Raw genomic sequence first — 17234 nt, forward strand, 5'->3', positions numbered from 1 at the left:
TTTCACATCATTTTGAAAGCGGTCACAAATGGTTTTCTAAAAATTTATAATTTCTTCATTTGATACCTTGATGCTAAGACGAGCTAAGAAAATACAACAAGTTGTATAATCAAAAAATAATAAAAATTGAGGTATAGAGAATGTCAATTTTAATAGGAATAATAGGATTAATTGTAGTCTTTGGATTAGCTTACTTAGTTAGTAATGATAAGAAAGCGATTAATTTTAAAGCTGTTGGAGTTATGTTAGTTCTTCAAGTCGTATTAACTTTAATCATGTTCAAGACAACTGTGGGACTGACTGTAATAGAAGGTATTGGTAATGGTTTTACAAAAGTTATTAATATAGGGCGTGAAGGGGTAAACTTCGTAGTTGGAGGTTGGGTCCCAGAAGGCGGCTCAGTATTCTTTATAAATGTATTAGTAATTTTAATTTTTACTTCTATGTTACTTTCAGTTTTAACTTACTTACGTGTCCTACCACTTATTATTAAATATTTGGGAGGATTCCTGTCTAAAATTACAGGGCTTTCACGTGTAAGTACTTTCCATGCTGTAAATAATATTTTCTTCGGTCAATCAGAAGGAATCTTAGCTATTAAATCACACGTACTTAAAATGGACAAAAACAAGTTGTTTGTGATGACAATCACATCTATGGCATCTGCATCTGCATCCATTATGGGTTCTTATATCACTATGTTACCTGCTAAGTATGTTTTAGGTGCAATGGCTCTAAATGCATTGTCAGGTTTGATTATTGGTATAATTATTGCTCCTGACTCTTCTAAGGAAGAAGAAATTATCGACATCAAAGAAGCATCTCAAGCAAAATCTCTATTTGAATCTATCTCAATGGGAGCATTAGATGGAGGTAGAGTGGCCTTAATTGTAGCAGCTATGCTAGTTGCTTACGTAGGATTAATGGCGTTAATAGACGCAGGGTTCCAAGCTGCGATCGGTTTAACGTTTACGGAAATTTTAGGATATGTATTTGCGCCGATTGCTTGGTTAATGGGTGTACCTGCAAGCGAAATTTTAGTAGCCGGTCAAACGATGGGTACGAAGCTTGCAACTAACGAATTTGTAGCAATGCTTCAATTCAGAGATCAAATTCCTAATCTTTCTGAGAAAACAGTTGCAGTAGTTTCGGTATTCTTAATTAGCTTTGCGAATTTCAGTTCTATTGGAATAGTTAGTGGCTCTCTACAAGCTATCAACGGAGAAAAAGCTTCTATCGTTTCAAAACATGGTCTTAAGTTATTAGTCGCTTCTACCATGGTTTCTTTCTTAACTGCAACCTTAGTTGGGATATTTATTTAAGCTTCAATCTTAAATAGCGTCACTCTCTTTATTGGGAATGATGCTATTTTTTTATAAAGATGTGTATCGAACTAAGATATTTATTTAACATAAATGAAGGAACCAATAGATTTCTAATTTTTTTATTATTTTTAGATTAGATTGTAGTTAATTGTGGTACTTATATATTAGTAAGTATAGATTTAGTTGTTATTGGAAGATTATTGGTTTTTATGGAAATTTAGCATTACAAAAATTAGTTACTCGTTGATTCTAGGTGATAATACAATATTGTAAAGTTGGCTGAGTTAATTTCATAAATAGCACTTTACCAATTAAATATGCACATTTCTTATTTGTTCATTGTAGCGGAGGGTGGTGTTGGCTTATCGCTCACCTCAATGAAATATTTTATATTGCTAGAAAAGCATGTAATTGTTCGTGTTTTTTCATAAAAACAGAAATTATGAAATTTATTCAACTATAATATTTTTACATAATAATTTGTCGGAAAAATTACTTAATGCAGAATACTTCAACTAGAACAATGAATAATCTATTTAGCTAATATTCTATTAAGCTGCCAATAATTTTTTGATTATATATTTAGTAAAGGGTGATTGAATGAAATTAGCAACTAGGATATTGTGGGCTTTAGTACTTGGTGCGGTTGTCGGAGTAATTTTAAATATCGTAGCACCAGAATTTTTTAAAACGGCAGATAGTTATTTGTTTACACCACTAGGAACAATCTTTTTGAATCTTATTAAGATGTTAATAGTACCTTTAGTATTCTTCTCAATAGCTGTAGGGGTTGCTAATATAGGAGATCCAAAATCGTTAGGGCGTATGGGCGGAAAGGCAATGCTTTTCTTTTTAGCAACAACCGCTGTAGCGATTACTATAGGGATAGTATTAGCACTTGTTTTCCAACCAGGGAACAGTGAAAACTTTGATGTAGGATCAGTTGAGTACGAAGCTGCAGAAGCACCACCAGTTTCAGAAACATTGCTTGGAATAATTCCAGCTAACCCTGTTGAAGCAATGGCTAGTGGAGATATGCTACAAATTATTTTCTTTGCGGTATTTATTGGTTTAGGAATTAGCTATTTAGGAAGCAAAGTGGAAAGTGTCCAAAGGTTTATGGAGCAGGCAAATGAATTAATGATGTTTTTAGTGACATTAGTGATGAAGTTTGCACCAATTGGCACATTTGGATTACTAGCTTCAGCTGTAGGGAAGCAAGGTTTTGATGCTCTAAAAGTAATGTTTATGTATATGGTAGTCGTCTTTTTAGCATTACTAGTTCATTCAGTTATCGTCTATGGTTCCGCACTTAAGCTTTTAGCTAAACAAAATCCGTTGAAGGTCATTAAAGAATACTTACCTGCTTTAACAGTGGCGTTTAGTACTTCTAGTAGCAGTGCGACCTTACCAATATCTATGGAGATTGCACAAAAAAAATTGGGAGTGCCAAAAGGGATCAGTAGTTTTGTTCAGCCTTTGGGGGCGACAGTTAATATGGATGGAACAGCAATCATGCAAGGGGTTGCGACAATTTTTATTGCTCAGGTATATGGAGTAGATCTATCGTTTGTCCAAATGCTTACAGTTGTTTTGACAGCAGTGCTTGCTTCAATCGGTACAGCAGCTGTCCCAGGGGCTGGTATGATTATGCTAGCGATGGTGCTAGAGTCTGTTAATCTTCCCGTGGAAGGGATCGCATTAATCATTGGTATTGACCGATTACTTGATATGACAAGAACAATGGTCAATTGTACAGGTGACTTAACATGTGCACTTTATGTAACTGAAAGTGAAAAGAAACATCAGAAATCTAGAACAGTGGAATCTACTTCTACGATTAATTAAGTAATAATATAAAAAAGCTATTTCAAGGATGAATAATCACAACTTGAGATAGCTTTTTTTGTAGATTTAATGTTATTAACTCGAGCGAGGAGAGGAATTGACATGGCAAGTATAATGGGTTATTTCGCTGATTCCTAGGAAAGCTATCACGATTATTTTATCCCATGTAATACTCTGTTAAAATTATATTGTAGCTTGAGCAGTCTCTAGCTTTTCTCAGCAGTGACAATATAATTCTATACTTCCTCCTGAAAATAAATCTTATAAAACTTTCGCTTGGTAACCTCATCATAGCCAACTTCTATAAGCTGATCTACTTGATCAATATCCCGAACATTCACTTGAATTTCAATGTTGGAATCCAGCTTAATTTTTCGCTTATAAATTTTTTCTGACTTAGCAATTGCACTTTCAGATATGACAGTTTCATATGGCTTCACCGAATTAACTATAATATCTTTTTGAGTTTGATCTGCATTGTCAAAAACCGTTTCAATATATTCGTCAACTTCAAATGTTTCTTCATTTCTAAAGTAATCAAGCGTTTTGTTTAGTAGTCCAAGCTTTTCGGTATTCGTGAAGCTCTCTTCTTTAACTATTAGTTTTTTGCATTCTGTTAAAGCTAAATTAGTTTTATGGAAGTGTTCATCTGCCACTCTAATATTCAGAAAACGTTCCTGCCAGTAAACAACATCTTCCTTTTTCTTTGTTTTCATGAAAATTGCAGGGGCTGCATCTGGACCCATATCAATGATTACTGCTATATTGTTGATTTTCCTTACGTTAATCCCATCTACACCGTTTACTATTACTTTGTCTTGTTCATTTTTAATATCTAAATACATCTCTTTTTCATCAATTTTAACGATAGCAAGAGCTTTTTTAGTCTCTGTATTCCATATGCAGTTTTCAAACAATCCAATAAATAATTCTCCGTTTTTTATATTAGGATGCTGAGAAACGCTTTGTAGATGAACTGCAATATTTTTTGATTGCTCTAGGAAATTATTTTTGTTATCAAAAATGCTATTTACATATGTGTAAACTTCATTTAGCCCTAGGTCTGTTTGATGGAAGAAATCATATTGTTGCTCAAAATCTACTTTGTTAAATGCCAATTGTGTGAATGCAGCCTCTAGCATAACTTCTGGTTGTAAATATATTTCGTCACCTAAAACAAGTGAATCGCCTACATAATGCACTATATATCGATCTAACTTACTTTCATTTACTTCTAACACTTCTTCACCTTCTATATTAGAGTTCTAGATATTCTACCATATCATATTCTAGAAGCTATTTTCATATATTTTTTTCACTTATTTTTGTTAAAGGATGGTAAGAGAAACCTGTTTCCTTAAAAGTATTAAATCCAATGAGCAAAGACTTATAACCGTTCGCCCTTTGTTTCAGTATTTTCGTCAAGCGAATCCGATGAATCCCCCTAAAGATAGGTGAGAGAATAACCGCTAGCTGCTCTTTTCAACAAAGACAGTGTTCATATATCTTATAGCGAAGGCGGCCTTCTAACTAAATCAATCTAACTAAAATTGGAAGACAGTTGATCGTATAATGCATTGATAATTTTTTGCTATAATATATATATGGATTAAGAGAGTAGAGGTACATATATATGAATTTTTATATCGTCATGCAAGGACAAACGTATATAGAAGAAAAAGAAAATAACATTATTTGGTCTAAACAGGTCGATAAAAGTGGTATGCATCCACATTTTTGGGAGCGAATGAAGGAAGTCAAAGCAGGGGATTGTATTTTTCATTACGTAAAAGGTGACATTGTAGCTGTCAGTATTGCTAAAAAAGATTGTTACGAAGCAGAAAATCCCTATGATGCTCTTTATAAAAAAGTTGGTAATAAGGTAGAAACTTCATACGAGGAACTAAATACTCCATTAAATATTAAGGATAATTTTCAGGAGATAGAGCTATTTCTTCCGATAAAATATTCAGCCTTTCAAGAAAACGGGGATGGTAACCAGGGATATCTTTACCCGTGTAATGAACAATTGGCCATCAAACTTTTAGAGTTAATAGCTGACAACAATGTAAATTTAGAAAAACAGGAGCAGCTTGAATTTGCTATTAGTTCGATTCTATTAAAGGAACCTAATCGACTTCTACAAATTATTGCAGTAATGGAGTCTGAAGCAAAAGTAAAAATTCGCAAAGGACTTCAGAAATTTAAGCAGACGCTTTCCCCTATATGGGATAACCAATGTGCTATATGCAACATCGACTCTCCTGAACTATTACATCCTTGCCCATCAAAACCTTGGAAGGATAGTACTGAGGAAGAAAGGCTAGACCCTTATAATGGAATATTACTTTGTTATAATCATGAGGCTTTATATGAGAAGGGGTATATAGCATTTGATGGTCAAGGAAAAATCCATATTTCTGCCCGTATAGAAGAAAGGGATTACGATAAATATCGAATTCATTCGAAGATGCGCATTAATAGAAAAGAAGAAAATAAAAAGTACTTTAAATGGCATAAAAAAAATGTATTAAAATAATCGGCTTTCCATCCTGAAAAGGATGGAAAGCTTTTTTAGATAGAGGATAGGGCAATTTTTTTTGACTAGCCTATCTTTGATATTACAATTTTTCATAGAAATATTTGACTTTATGATGGAATAAATAGAAAATTATGTATACATTATTTAGATTTAAAAATAGCATCTTGCATCAAAAGATATATTATTCATTTTGTAAATTGCTTTAGGAGGTTAGTTCAGTGACGAGCAGTCAAGAGATATCATCTTAAAAAATTCTGATATCTAATTATGCAAAAAAAGAAGGGGGTTTATGGAATGGAGAAAGATCTTTATTCTCCAAGTTTATCAGGGGAACAATTCAAAGTTAATATCCATTTTCGGTGCATACTATCAGTGCGATTGTATCTAATTACTTCTCCTATTAATAGGTTAGCTAGTGACTATCACAGCTAGCCTTTTTTAATTGAGTTAATATCTTAATAGCATCTTATCTACAACACACAAATATAAATCTCTTTCTATTTGGTTTATTAGCCTATATTCCGAATAACGATTTGAAATTAGACATTTTGTCCTCTTTCCAATCATAAATTAAATACATATCCAGACAGTGGAGGTTAATATGTATTTATTTAAAAAGGGTTTAGTTATTATTTTTGGCAGTATCTTTATAGCCCTGGGTATCAATTTGTTTTTAGTTCCCTATGAAATACTAGATGGTGGAGTCATAGGTATAGGGTTAATTTTTAACTATTTGTGGGGAGTTAAGACTGGTGCGACAATTATTCTATTTAGTATTCCCATCTTTGTTGTCGCTTGGTATAAATATCGAGAATATTTTTATAACAGTCTACATGGAATGATCATTTCTTCTTTCTTTATTGACTTATTTAAACCATTTAGTCAGCTAGTGATCTTGGAATCTGTTCCTAGTGCTTTAGTTGGTGGGTCACTAGTGGGAATTGGTATAGGTTTTATGCTTAGATATCGGACAAGTACTGGGGGGACTGATTTAGTTGCACAGTTTATAAGTGCAAAGACGGGTGTAAACGTAGGTATAAATATTTTTGTTATTGACTCACTAGTATTAGTTGTAGGTGGATTATTGCTGTCTATGGATTCCTTTTTGCTTTCAATCATGACCATTTTGTCTGTTGCTCTGTCAACTAGTCTCATAGCTAGAAAAACAAAACCCCATCCTAATTCACCTATAACAGCATAGTCTTTTAGCTATAGTAGATATATTTCTACCTAGTTCTAATCTGCTCTTCTTAATAAATTCTATAATATAAATTGAATTAATTTTATCTGAATATTAAAATAAATTAATAGAATCAAATTATGATGAAAAGGGGAGAGAAATGTCATATGAGAATAATGTATACAAACGGAAATATTTTTACGATGAATTTAGAAGAACCTCTTGTACAGTCTATAGTAATCGAAGATGAAGAAATTATAGATTTAGGAACCAATGAAGACATGATGCTTCAATGGGGAAGGGATAATACAACAGTCATAGATTTGGACGGTAAATATGCGTTTCCAGGGTTAATAGATAGTCATTTACATATTTCGAGCGTTGGTATTAATGCTCAAGAGCTAGATCTGACAGGTATAGAGTCAAAAGAGAAGCTTCTTAATGTAATAAGCAATAAGGCCAGGTTAATTCAACCTGGAGAATGGATATTAGGGAGGGGCTGGGATGAGAATATATTTCCTGATAAACAAATTCCAACAATTGAAGAACTAAACTATGTCTCACCCGACTCTCCATTATTTCTTCCGCGAGTTTGTGGTCATGCATTTCTAGTGAATACAAAAGCTCTAGAGCAAAGTGGTTATCATGATAAGCTGTCTGTACCGTATGGAGGAACAGTAGTTACAAGCACCGAAACAAATAAACCCACTGGACTATTACTTGAAACTGCTTCTACTATTATTACAGATCGTATTCCTATTAAAAGCTATGAACAGCTTAAGCATGCTGTAAAGTGGGGGCTGGAGGATGCTTTAAGAGTTGGTTTAACAGGTATTCATACGAACGACCCAACTTACTTGAATGGTGCTAAGCAAACTTACAAGCTATTTAATGAACTAATAAATCAAGAGGGGATTGGTCCTAGAAGCAATCTTTTAATGGACTATAAATACCTGGAAGAATTAAAGGATGCAGGAATGTATGCAGGGTATGGAAACAATAAAGTGATGATTGGTGCTATAAAGTTCTTTGCAGATGGTGCATTGGGAGGTAGAACGGCACTTTTGTCCGAGCCCTATGCAGATAGTTCAGGTAATTACGGGAACGCTATGTATGAGAAGGAAGAGCTATTGCAACTAATGAGAAATTGTAGAGAATTTGATATGCCGATAGCTGTCCACACCATCGGTGACCAGGCTTTGATAGATGTTCTGGATAATCTCGACAAACTGAAGCCAGTTGCCTACAGGGACAGATTGATCCATGTGTCTATTCTAAATGACCAATTAATCGAACGATTAAAAAGTCCTAATCGCATAATCGATATACAACCTAGATTTGTACCAAGCGATTATCCTTGGATTGTTGATAGGTTAGGAGAGTCAAGAGCTAATTTGTCTTATCCATTTAAAACGTTGCTAGAAAAAGGTGTCATTACAGCCGGAAGCTCAGATGCACCTATCGAACCGTTAAATCCCTTATTAGGAATTCATGCAGCTGTTACCCGTAAAAAAATTGGGGAAAATCATAATGGTTATAATGAGGCAGAAAAACTCTCCATGTATAAAGCCTTTAAAATTTTTACGGTAGGGGGTGCCTATGCTACGAATGAAGAGAATATGAAAGGAACGCTAGAAAGAGGAAAGCTTGGAGATATGACAGTACTCAACAAAAATCCATTTAGTATGGAATGTGCAGATGAACTTTTAGAAACAGAAGTTGAGATGACAGTAATTGGCGGTGTTATCAAGTACAGAAAGTAGCGTATGTAAATAATTTAATAGGGGGATGAAGCATGGACGCGATATTAGAAACAATAGTAGGCTGGCTTTGGGGTCTTCCACTAATTTTCACGGTCTTGTTTGTAGGAGTTTACTTTTCAATTGGTAGTAAACTATTCCAATTTGGTTATTTGCCTCATATTTTTAAGGTGACTTTCGGCGATTTATTTAAGAAAAGAGATAAATCAGAGGATTCTAAGGGTATACTGACACCTTTTCAAGCTGTAAGTACAGCTATTGGTGGCAGTGTCGGTGTAGGGAATATAGGTGGAGTGGCAACAGCTATAGCAATAGGAGGACCAGGTGCTGTATTATGGATGTGGCTTACTGCATTGCTAGGGATGATTACTAAAACTGTAGAGGTAACTCTATCGGTTTATTATCGCAATACCGATGAAAAAGGTGATCCTTTTGGAGGACCTACTTATTATATGGAAAAGGGACTTGGTGAAGAAAAAAACTTTAAATATTGGAAAGTACCAGCTATACTTTTCGGAATTGGAATTTTTACTACATTCTTTATCACTCTTCAAAATTATACGATTTCTGAGGCATTAAGCTCTTCTTTTGATATTGGTATGATTCCAGCTTCTTTTATTTATTTAGTTCTCATTTATATTATTATCTATGGTGGGATTAAACGTATTGGTGAAATTGCTAGTAGACTCGTTCCATTTATGTGTATTTTCTACGTATTGGCAGGGCTGTTTATAATTTTTAAGAATTATTCGGAGATCATTCCGGTGTTTAGTTTAATCTTTGAAAGTGCCTTCACTGGTATCGCTGCTGTAGGTGGATTCGCTGGAGCGGCAATTGCCCAAGTAATTCGGATGGGGGTAGCTCGTGCTGTCTACAGTAATGAAGCGGGCTGGGGAACTTCTCCAATGATTCACTCTACAGCTAAAACGAGTCATCCTATTAAACAAGGAATGTGGGGCGCAGTGGAAGTATTTGTAGATACAATCATCGTTTGTACTATTACGGCATTTACAATCATTATTACTGGTGTTTGGTCATCTGGACTGGATGGTGCAGCCTTAACGCTATCTGCTTTTGAAATAGGGATTGGTGAATTTGGTAGATACGTTATCACTATTTCAATATTTCTTTTTGGCCTGACTACATCTACTGGTTGGTATACGTATTATGAAATTCTATTAAGACACGTCTTTGGAGATGAGAAGAAGTTAACGTTAAAATATAAGATTTTACTATGGTTTAAATGGCTTTACCCAATACCAGGGTTTTTAATGGTTGTGTATGCGGTTACTTTTAATCTACCAGGTAAAGCGGTATGGTATTTTGCGGATATCACTACAGCAATTCCAACCTTTGTAAACTTAGTTGTCTTGTTATTTTTAAGTAAAAAATTCTTTGAATTATTAAGAGACTATAAGGCTAGATATTTAAACATAGGTGTTGTAGACCCTAACTTTAATGTGTTTTATGAGGACAGATTAAAAAAGAAAAACAAATAAACTTCACTCATAAAGGTGTCTCTGTGTTAGAAACAATCGTGTTAGTTCGAACAAAAGAACCTTCATGATTGTTTACTACACTGGGACGAACAAATTTCTTCATACTTCTCCGTTAAAGCCTCATACCGCTCCGCATCAAAATCCTTTTGTCCTCGCATGTATTTTTCTTTTAGATTAAAATAACATATCTCGAAATATTCCTCGTTATGATGATGAACGAATGGATCCGTTATTTGTTCAAAAGGTACATCTGTGAAATAACGCTCCATTTTATCTAGCGTCCTAATATTAATGTTGCGAGCACGCATTTCATTTAGAACAAGTTGTGTATAGGCAAACAAATCCTCTTTCGGATAGTCATAAATATAATTTATCAAAATATGTCTGTCTTCCTTAGCAAATATACTATTTAACTCACGCCACTGTGCCAACAGCTGAGATTTTGGCAAATTCCTTAGTAAACTTTGGTGCCATAAGCGCAAACAAAATCATCTCCTGTTCAATCTATTTATCGTGAAAATAGACAGTCTTGTTTTAATTTCCTGATCTTTTTTTCATTAGCGATTTCCTGTTATCATCCTTCGGTAAGAAAAGTGGATTTAGACATATACTTTTCATTTTGCCCTGTTTTTATTCAGGACGCCTGTTATTCTATAATACTACAATACACTGACTTTGATTGAGTGAATTTGTCTTGCTATTGTTGCATTCTTTCTGGGAGGCAAACGGAAAATTTCCGTATTGCTAGATCCAAAATATAATCTAATTACTCCTGCAACCTACCAATTGGCAAAAGTGCCTTCTGGCAAAGCTAATCATAAAGAATAGAAATTTTTTAAAAAATATCAGACTGAAATATTAAACGTTCTGCTCGCTCCCATTATAAGAAAGAAAATTTGAAGGGTTTTTTATATAATTAACTATGTTAATCCGTAAGATTTTTTTCATTTTCATTAAAAGAAAGCAAACGCTCAGTAATTCTCTAGAGCGTTTGTATTATTGCTGTATTTATTTAGTGCATTGTCTTTATTAGGTCAAATAGCTTTAATATGCTCTCCGGAAAAGTGCGGTCTTTCATAGTGCTTAAATACACATTTCGATTTAGAAACTTACTTTGTACTTGGCGTGATATTAAGCTTTCTGATAAATGGTGGTTGACATAGTGTTCAGGCAGGAGGGCAATTCCTAGCCCTTCCTCTACCAATACTTTTATCATTTCAAATCTTTCTATTTTATATTGAATATTCGGCGTGACATTTTCCTGTTCAAAAGCTTTTAGTATTTGTGCACTCGTTTGAAATTCTGGCATACCTATTATCAATGCTTCTTCTGCAAAGTCTTTTAGTGATATTTTCTCCTTCGTAGCAAAAGGATGATCTTTTTTACTTAACACGACGTAAGGCTCGGTATATAACAATTCACTTTTTATTTCCTGATCTACAATATACTGATTAGTTATGACACCATGTACGTTTAAACCCAATAACGCTTGACGGACGGTTTGATTATACAATGTATCCATTAATGTAATTTGGTTTTGTGGGTATTGTTTTTGGTAGGTAATAATTACTTGTGAAAACCAGTAATTTGCTGACTCGATCATGCCTAATCGAATTTCTAACTGCTCGCCTTTTGCAAACTCTTTTAACTCGGTATCCATTACTTCGAATTGAGCAAGTAAACTTTTCGAACGTTCATAGAATTGTAAACCTAATTCTGTTAATCGAAATTGTTTGGTTGTACGTTCTATAAGCGGGGCATTGATTTCTGTTTCTAGTGTTTTTATAGCATTACTTAATGAAGGTTGTGATATATGTAAGGCTTTTGCTGCTCTTGAAAAGCTTTGATATTTTACTATAGCGTTGAAGTAATACATCCTTCGTAAATCCATTTCACACCTCATTTATAGTTTTAAACTATTATAATATAAAAAAATAGTATTTGTTATTATAAATATATATAAATATAATGAAAACATGAATTTTTCAGTTTATAAGGAGTCGAAACATATTGTTAAAAAAAACTGATTTGAGTGTTTGGCAAGGCCGCATAGATCATGAAACGGAACCGACTTACTTTCGTTATCATCAAATTGTTAAAACGGAATCCATAACTAAACAAGGGATAGTTGGATTGATAGGTTTTTCTTGCGATGAAGGTGTTCGACGTAACAATGGGCGTATTGGTGCAAAAGAAGCTCCTCTTGCTTTACGCAAGCAGTTATCATCGTTGCCATGGCGTAATCATATTCATATAAATTCCTTATTCGATTTGGGAGATATCGTTTGTGAGGGCCATGAACTAGAGCAGGCGCAGCGGGAACTAGGAGATAAAGTTTCTGACATTTTAACAAAGGGAAAGGCAATTGTACTTGGAGGCGGGCATGAAACATTATACGGGCAATATTTAGGGGTGCGTAAAGCAGTAGGCCCAGACGCTTCCATAGGTTTGCTTAATATTGATGCGCACTTTGATATGCGTTCTTATGACAATCAAACCTCTTCTGGCACTATGTTTAAGCAAATTTTAGACGAGGATCCAAATGCACATTATTTTGTATGTGGCATCCAACAATATGGAAACACGACGGCATTATTTGATACAGCGGCTAATTATAATGTTCAGTATTTTTTAGATGAACAATTGGATTCACCTCAGTTTACTAAGGATTTAAATAAGTTCATGGATGCGTATGATGTATTACTCGTTACTCTTTGTATGGATGTCTTAAGTGCTGCAGAAGCTCCAGGCGTCAGTGCACCATCTCCATTTGGTTTATCCACTTTAAAGGTTCGTGACATTTTACGTCAGATGATTTCGCATAAAAACACTGTAAGTTTCAGTATCTGTGAAGTTAATCCGACACTCGATATAAATAATCAAACAGCAAAATTGGGGGCTTACTTTATTAATGAAGTAATTATGAATAGCTTCGAATAACCAAAGGGGAATGTATATGGCTATAAATCAAATTACAACACTATGTCTAGCAGTAACATTATTTCTAATAGGTTCATTTTTAGTTAAAAGAGTTGGGTTTTTAAATCGTTTTTGTATTCCAGCTCCTGTTGTGGGAGGTTTACTATTCGCTATTTTAGCGACGATTTTGAAGGGTTTCGACATTATCGAAATTACATTAGATACTTCACTACAATCTATTTTCATGATTACATTTTTTACAACCATTGGACTCGGCGCGAGTTTTAAACTTGTTAAGTTAGGTGGAAAATTGTTAGTAATCTATTGGTTGGCTTGTGGATTCTTAGCCTTAATGCAAAATGTGATTGGCGTTTCTTTAGCGAAAGTAATGGATCTTCATCCATTAATCGGTGTTATGGCTGGAGCTGTATCCATGGAAGGGGGACATGGTGCCGCTGCTGCTTTTGGGGAAACAATTGAAGGCTTAGGCGTTCCTTCTGCCGTATCAATTGGAATGGCAGCAGCTACATGTGGACTAGTAGCTGGTGGACTTGTTGGTGGTCCTGTTATCGGGTACTTAATCCGCAAATTTAACTTAAAGCCATCTTCAGAAGAAACGGAAGCATATGTTGAGAAATCAGAACATCCGATTACAGAAAAATCATTCATGATGCAAGTTTTCTTAATCACTTTTTGTATGGCGGCAGGTACATATGCAGGGGAATTGTTCTCTACTTTAACAGGGTTTGTATTACCTGGTTATGTAGGTGCTATGTTCATAGCAGTAATCGTTCGTAATATCGTTGATCGTTTCAAGCCTGAATTAATCAACATGAAAGAAATCAATTTAATTGGTGATATTTCCCTTGGTATTTTCCTTTCTATGGCATTAATGAGCATAAAGCTATGGGAAATCGCAGATTTAGCCTTACCGTTATTTATCATCGTTTTAGTACAAGTAATCTTCATCGTATTATTCGCAGTGTTTGTTCTTTTTCGATTGCTCGGAAAAAATTACGATGCAGCAATTATGGTATCGGGTTTCCTTGGACATGGCCTAGGAGCAACGCCTAACGCAATGGCCAATATGTCTGCAGTTGTTTCTAAATTTGGTCCATCACGCAAAGCATTCCTAATCGTGCCGATTGTAGGAGCATTCTTAATCGATGTTTTCGGAATGCCAATTATTATTACAACAATTAATCTATTTAAATAAAATATTGGAACCAATAGAATCCTAAAAGCGCAAACGCTTGAACTTCAAGTGTTTGCGCTTTTTTTATTTAATATCGAATATATAGGTCACTTCTTAATAATTGGTCCCCATAAATGAAGAATAGAATCCATAATAGAGTTTTCGTATCACGAAAGTGCTGGAATTCGTACAGTTATAGTAGTGCCTTCACCTAAAACGCTATCAATGGTAATGCCATATTTGTTTCCAAAATAATAGCGAATTTGTTCATGTACATTTTTGAGCCCGATATGCTTTTCCGTTAATGTGTTAGAGGATTCGTCTAAATAAGCTCGTAATTGTCGAAGTTGCTTGTTGTCTATCCCGACTCCATCATCTCGAATCATGATGAGAAGATCCTTGTCCAAGAAAGTAGTAGATACTTCTAATATACCGGCTCCAAGTTTGGGCTCTAGGCCATGGACAATTGCATTTTCAACTAGAGGCTGAAGAGAAAAATGTACTATTTGTATTGAACCACTTTGTGGTGCTAAGTTTTCTAAATACTGTATTTTATCTCCGAACCTCATTTGCTGTACTTGTATGTACAAGCGGATATGAGTCAATTCTTCTTCGACTGTGATAGTCTCTTTACCACTTTGTATAGTGATTCGAAATAACTGTCCTAGTAATCCAATCATTTCAGCTATCTCTCTTTGTTTGTTTATAACTGCTTTCATTTGAATGGATTCTAAGGCATTTGCTAAAAAATGTGGATTTACCTGACTTTTTAGTGCTCGGTAATGCGCAAGTTGCTGTTGTGCTTTTAAGTAAGAGGCTCGCTCAATATACGCCTGTAAATCAGTGACCATTTTGCTAATCCCTTGATATAGGCCTCCAAACTCATCCTGACGGTTGCTAGTTAGGTTTACATCGAATTTTCCGCTCCCTATTTTTTTTACTTGCTTACTTAAAAAGATAATCGGTTTTGTAACACGGGAATATAAGATCACCATGAATAACATAGCCATTGCTAGTGAAAATAATGCCAACCACAAAATAACCTGACGAAGTAGGTTCGCGTGCTTCGTCATTTCCTGTTCATCAATATATTGAATAACTGTCCACTGTGAGTATGGAGAAGTAACGTAGTTAAAAAAAGAATTAACTCCTCCTATCTCAGCATAGAAGCTACCGGTATCCTCCTTAGAGTCAGAAATGCCTAACAAAGTGTGTGTCTTAAATGTCTTATCAGAATTGATCTGATTTAGATCAGAGGCATAGACAACCTTGCCGATATCATCGAGAATGATAAAATTTCGATTGCTATTCTCGGATAAGTTTAATATATTCCGTAATGAATCTAAACGGATATCTATAAGTAGAACACCCAAAGGATTTCTAGTACCGCTTTTGTTTATGACTCTGGCGATGGATATAACTGATTCATTCGAATTTGGTCGATGAAATGGCTCATGTGTACCAAACAAAACTACCTTACCTTTTTGTTCCATAGTTTGTTGATACCATTCCTCACTCGAAAGGCTACTAACATCGTAAACAGCTCTTTTAAAGCTAGAATAAAAAACGCGATTATCTAAAAAGATCTGTACACTATCAACATTCTCAATAGTCATTTCAATACTACTGATGAAGCGTTCAATTGCATTCTCGTATTCTATACTTTGAACATAGTCCTTTTCTGAGTCAGTTTTCCCCCAATTTTCTAGTGCATTTTGAAGCCTACTATCCATATGAGCCGTAAGAGCACCGATCTCTACACTTCGTAAGTATTGATCGAAATTAAATGATAAATTATTAAGAATAAGGTTTGAACTATTTTGATATTCATTTTTAGCTGATTGTATAGAAAAAATATAAATAATAACAGACAAAATGAGTAGTGGAATAGTAATTGTTATAATCATCATGACAAAGATTTGATAATTAACATGTTTAAACTGAAAAAGTTGAAAAAGTCGCTTCAATAGGATCATCACATTATATCCTTAACTGTTTTCTATATTCCGTAGGTGTCATTTGCGAGACACTTTTAAATAATTTTACGAAGTGCTTATAGCTTTTATATCCACACATAAGAGAAACCTCGGTAATGGAGTATTTAGATTCTTTCAGACATTCTAAAGCATATCCAATTCTGATTTCGCTTACAAAGGTCATGTAATTCATGTTTAGTTTTGTTTTAAATAACCTGCTTAAATAGGATGGATTATAAAAGAAATGCTCAGCAACCATATTGAGCGTTAATTCTTGATTGATATGTTTTTTTATATAGGATTCAATTTTCTTAAAAAGTTGTAGATCCTCTTGAGTAAGGAACTCCATCTTTTTCAAAAGTTGAGATGTCCCAAGTAAATCTATATTTTTCTCCGTATTTACTTTGGATTCAAGTTGTTTGACACGGATTTTTTCTATACATTCCTTAATAACTGAAAAACTATTTTCATATTGTAACGGTTTGAGTAAGTAATCATGAACACCTCCATATTGAATGGCCCTTTGTGCATACTCAAACTCACTATGGCCAGTTAAAATAATGAACAAGGTTTCAGGGAGTTTGGTTCGAAGACTACCGATCATCTCAAGACCATCCATCACCGGCATTCGAATATCTGTTATGACTAAATGAGGCAATTCAACTAAGGCTATATCTACACCATCTTTGCCATTCTCTGCCTCAACAATTGTTTGTATGCCTAATTCCTTCCAATCGAAATAATGCTTTAATCCAGAACGAATGATAGGTTCATCTTCAACAATCATCAATTTATACATCATATTCCCCCAAAATGATTAATTAGTAGTTATTGTTTTAGAAGATTTTGTAACTAGAGCATTTTTTGTATTTGCTATAGTGTACACGATAAAGAAGATTTTCCCAATACTAATTATATGAACATTCCAATAATTATATATTTTTCAAGTATACATGTCAGAATAGGTGTATGAATGTAAAATACAAAGGA

At 34.4% G+C, this 17234-nt stretch carries 13 protein-coding genes; 8 read left to right on the plus strand and 5 right to left on the minus strand.

Annotated elements, in window-relative coordinates; translation table 11 throughout:
- The first annotated feature begins 140 nt into the window (after positions 1–140).
- Both H9650_RS06020 and H9650_RS06025 read left to right on the plus strand, forming a co-directional pair.
- A complete protein-coding gene (locus H9650_RS06020) occupies positions 141–1322 on the plus strand; it encodes a NupC/NupG family nucleoside CNT transporter (RefSeq protein ID WP_191696797.1) in 1182 nt (393 codons plus the stop codon).
- Positions 1323–1925: 603 nt separating this feature from the next.
- Positions 1926–3173, plus strand: a complete 1248-nt coding sequence (locus H9650_RS06025) for a dicarboxylate/amino acid:cation symporter (protein ID WP_144535592.1) — start codon at positions 1926–1928, stop codon at positions 3171–3173.
- Between the two features lie 236 nt (positions 3174–3409).
- Here the strand turns inward: H9650_RS06025 and H9650_RS06030 are convergent, their stop codons facing one another.
- A complete protein-coding gene (locus H9650_RS06030; protein ID WP_154310507.1) occupies positions 3410–4414 on the minus strand; it encodes a nucleoid-associated protein in 1005 nt (334 codons plus the stop codon).
- Between the two features lie 392 nt (positions 4415–4806).
- Here H9650_RS06030 and H9650_RS06035 point away from each other — a divergent pair, with 392 nt between their 5' ends.
- The 4 genes from H9650_RS06035 to H9650_RS06050 all read left to right on the plus strand — a co-directional run bounded on the left by H9650_RS06035 (position 4807) and on the right by H9650_RS06050 (position 10154).
- A complete protein-coding gene (locus tag H9650_RS06035; protein ID WP_144535596.1) occupies positions 4807–5712 on the plus strand; it encodes an HNH endonuclease in 906 nt (301 codons plus the stop codon).
- 604 nt (positions 5713–6316) lie between these two features.
- A complete protein-coding gene (locus H9650_RS06040; RefSeq protein WP_154310508.1) occupies positions 6317–6916 on the plus strand; it encodes a YitT family protein in 600 nt (199 codons plus the stop codon).
- Between the two features lie 146 nt (positions 6917–7062).
- Positions 7063–8658: an amidohydrolase gene (locus tag H9650_RS06045; RefSeq protein ID WP_151113607.1), complete on the plus strand. Its 1596-nt coding sequence runs from the start codon at positions 7063–7065 to the stop codon at positions 8656–8658.
- A 32-nt stretch (positions 8659–8690) separates the two neighbouring features.
- On the plus strand, positions 8691–10154 hold the full coding sequence (locus tag H9650_RS06050; RefSeq protein ID WP_191696798.1) for an alanine/glycine:cation symporter family protein: 1464 nt from the start codon (positions 8691–8693) through the stop codon (positions 10152–10154).
- Positions 10155–10216: 62 nt separating this feature from the next.
- Here the strand turns inward: H9650_RS06050 and H9650_RS06055 are convergent, their stop codons facing one another.
- Both H9650_RS06055 and H9650_RS06060 read right to left on the minus strand, forming a co-directional pair.
- Positions 10217–10636, minus strand: coding sequence for a pyrimidine dimer DNA glycosylase/endonuclease V (locus H9650_RS06055; protein WP_144535609.1), 420 nt, complete (start codon positions 10634–10636; stop codon positions 10217–10219).
- A gap of 530 nt (positions 10637–11166) precedes the next feature.
- Positions 11167–12045: a LysR family transcriptional regulator gene (locus H9650_RS06060; protein WP_191696799.1), complete on the minus strand. Its 879-nt coding sequence runs from the start codon at positions 12043–12045 to the stop codon at positions 11167–11169.
- Between the two features lie 137 nt (positions 12046–12182).
- Here H9650_RS06060 and hutG point away from each other — a divergent pair, with 137 nt between their 5' ends.
- Positions 12183–13094 (plus strand): formimidoylglutamase, encoded by a 912-nt coding sequence (hutG, locus tag H9650_RS06065; RefSeq protein WP_225215942.1) that lies wholly within the window; start codon positions 12183–12185, stop codon positions 13092–13094.
- A gap of 10 nt (positions 13095–13104) precedes the next feature.
- On the plus strand, positions 13105–14289 hold the full coding sequence (gene gltS / locus H9650_RS06070; protein ID WP_191696801.1) for a sodium/glutamate symporter: 1185 nt from the start codon (positions 13105–13107) through the stop codon (positions 14287–14289).
- A 146-nt stretch (positions 14290–14435) separates the two neighbouring features.
- Here gltS and H9650_RS06075 read toward each other — a convergent pair whose 3' ends face one another.
- Positions 14436–16244, minus strand: coding sequence for a cache domain-containing sensor histidine kinase (locus tag H9650_RS06075; RefSeq protein ID WP_191696802.1), 1809 nt, complete (start codon positions 16242–16244; stop codon positions 14436–14438).
- 4 nt (positions 16245–16248) lie between these two features.
- On the minus strand, positions 16249–17043 hold the full coding sequence (locus tag H9650_RS06080; RefSeq protein WP_191696803.1) for a response regulator transcription factor: 795 nt from the start codon (positions 17041–17043) through the stop codon (positions 16249–16251).
- Between the last annotated feature and the right edge of the window lie 191 nt (positions 17044–17234).

This window comes from Psychrobacillus faecigallinarum, assembly GCF_014836595.1.
Classification (GTDB): domain Bacteria; phylum Bacillota; class Bacilli; order Bacillales_A; family Planococcaceae; genus Psychrobacillus; species Psychrobacillus faecigallinarum.

Excerpts from the sequence above, each read along its gene's own strand:
- H9650_RS06035 (WP_144535596.1), top strand. The coding sequence starts at position 4,807 with ATGAATTTTTATATCGTCATGCAAGGACAAACGTATATAGAAGAAAAA.
- H9650_RS06025 (WP_144535592.1), top strand. The coding sequence starts at position 1,926 with ATGAAATTAGCAACTAGGATATTGTGGGCTTTAGTACTTGGTGCGGTT.
- gltS (WP_191696801.1), top strand. The coding sequence starts at position 13,105 with ATGTATATGGCTATAAATCAAATTACAACACTATGTCTAGCAGTAACA.
- H9650_RS06040 (WP_154310508.1), top strand. The coding sequence starts at position 6,317 with ATGTATTTATTTAAAAAGGGTTTAGTTATTATTTTTGGCAGTATCTTT.
- H9650_RS06080 (WP_191696803.1), bottom strand. The coding sequence starts at position 17,043 with ATGTATAAATTGATGATTGTTGAAGATGAACCTATCATTCGTTCTGGA.
- H9650_RS06045 (WP_151113607.1), top strand. The coding sequence starts at position 7,063 with ATGAGAATAATGTATACAAACGGAAATATTTTTACGATGAATTTAGAA.
- H9650_RS06075 (WP_191696802.1), bottom strand. The coding sequence starts at position 16,244 with ATGATCCTATTGAAGCGACTTTTTCAACTTTTTCAGTTTAAACATGTT.
- H9650_RS06060 (WP_191696799.1), bottom strand. The coding sequence starts at position 12,045 with ATGGATTTACGAAGGATGTATTACTTCAACGCTATAGTAAAATATCAA.
- H9650_RS06050 (WP_191696798.1), top strand. The coding sequence starts at position 8,691 with ATGGACGCGATATTAGAAACAATAGTAGGCTGGCTTTGGGGTCTTCCA.
- H9650_RS06020 (WP_191696797.1), top strand. The coding sequence starts at position 141 with ATGTCAATTTTAATAGGAATAATAGGATTAATTGTAGTCTTTGGATTA.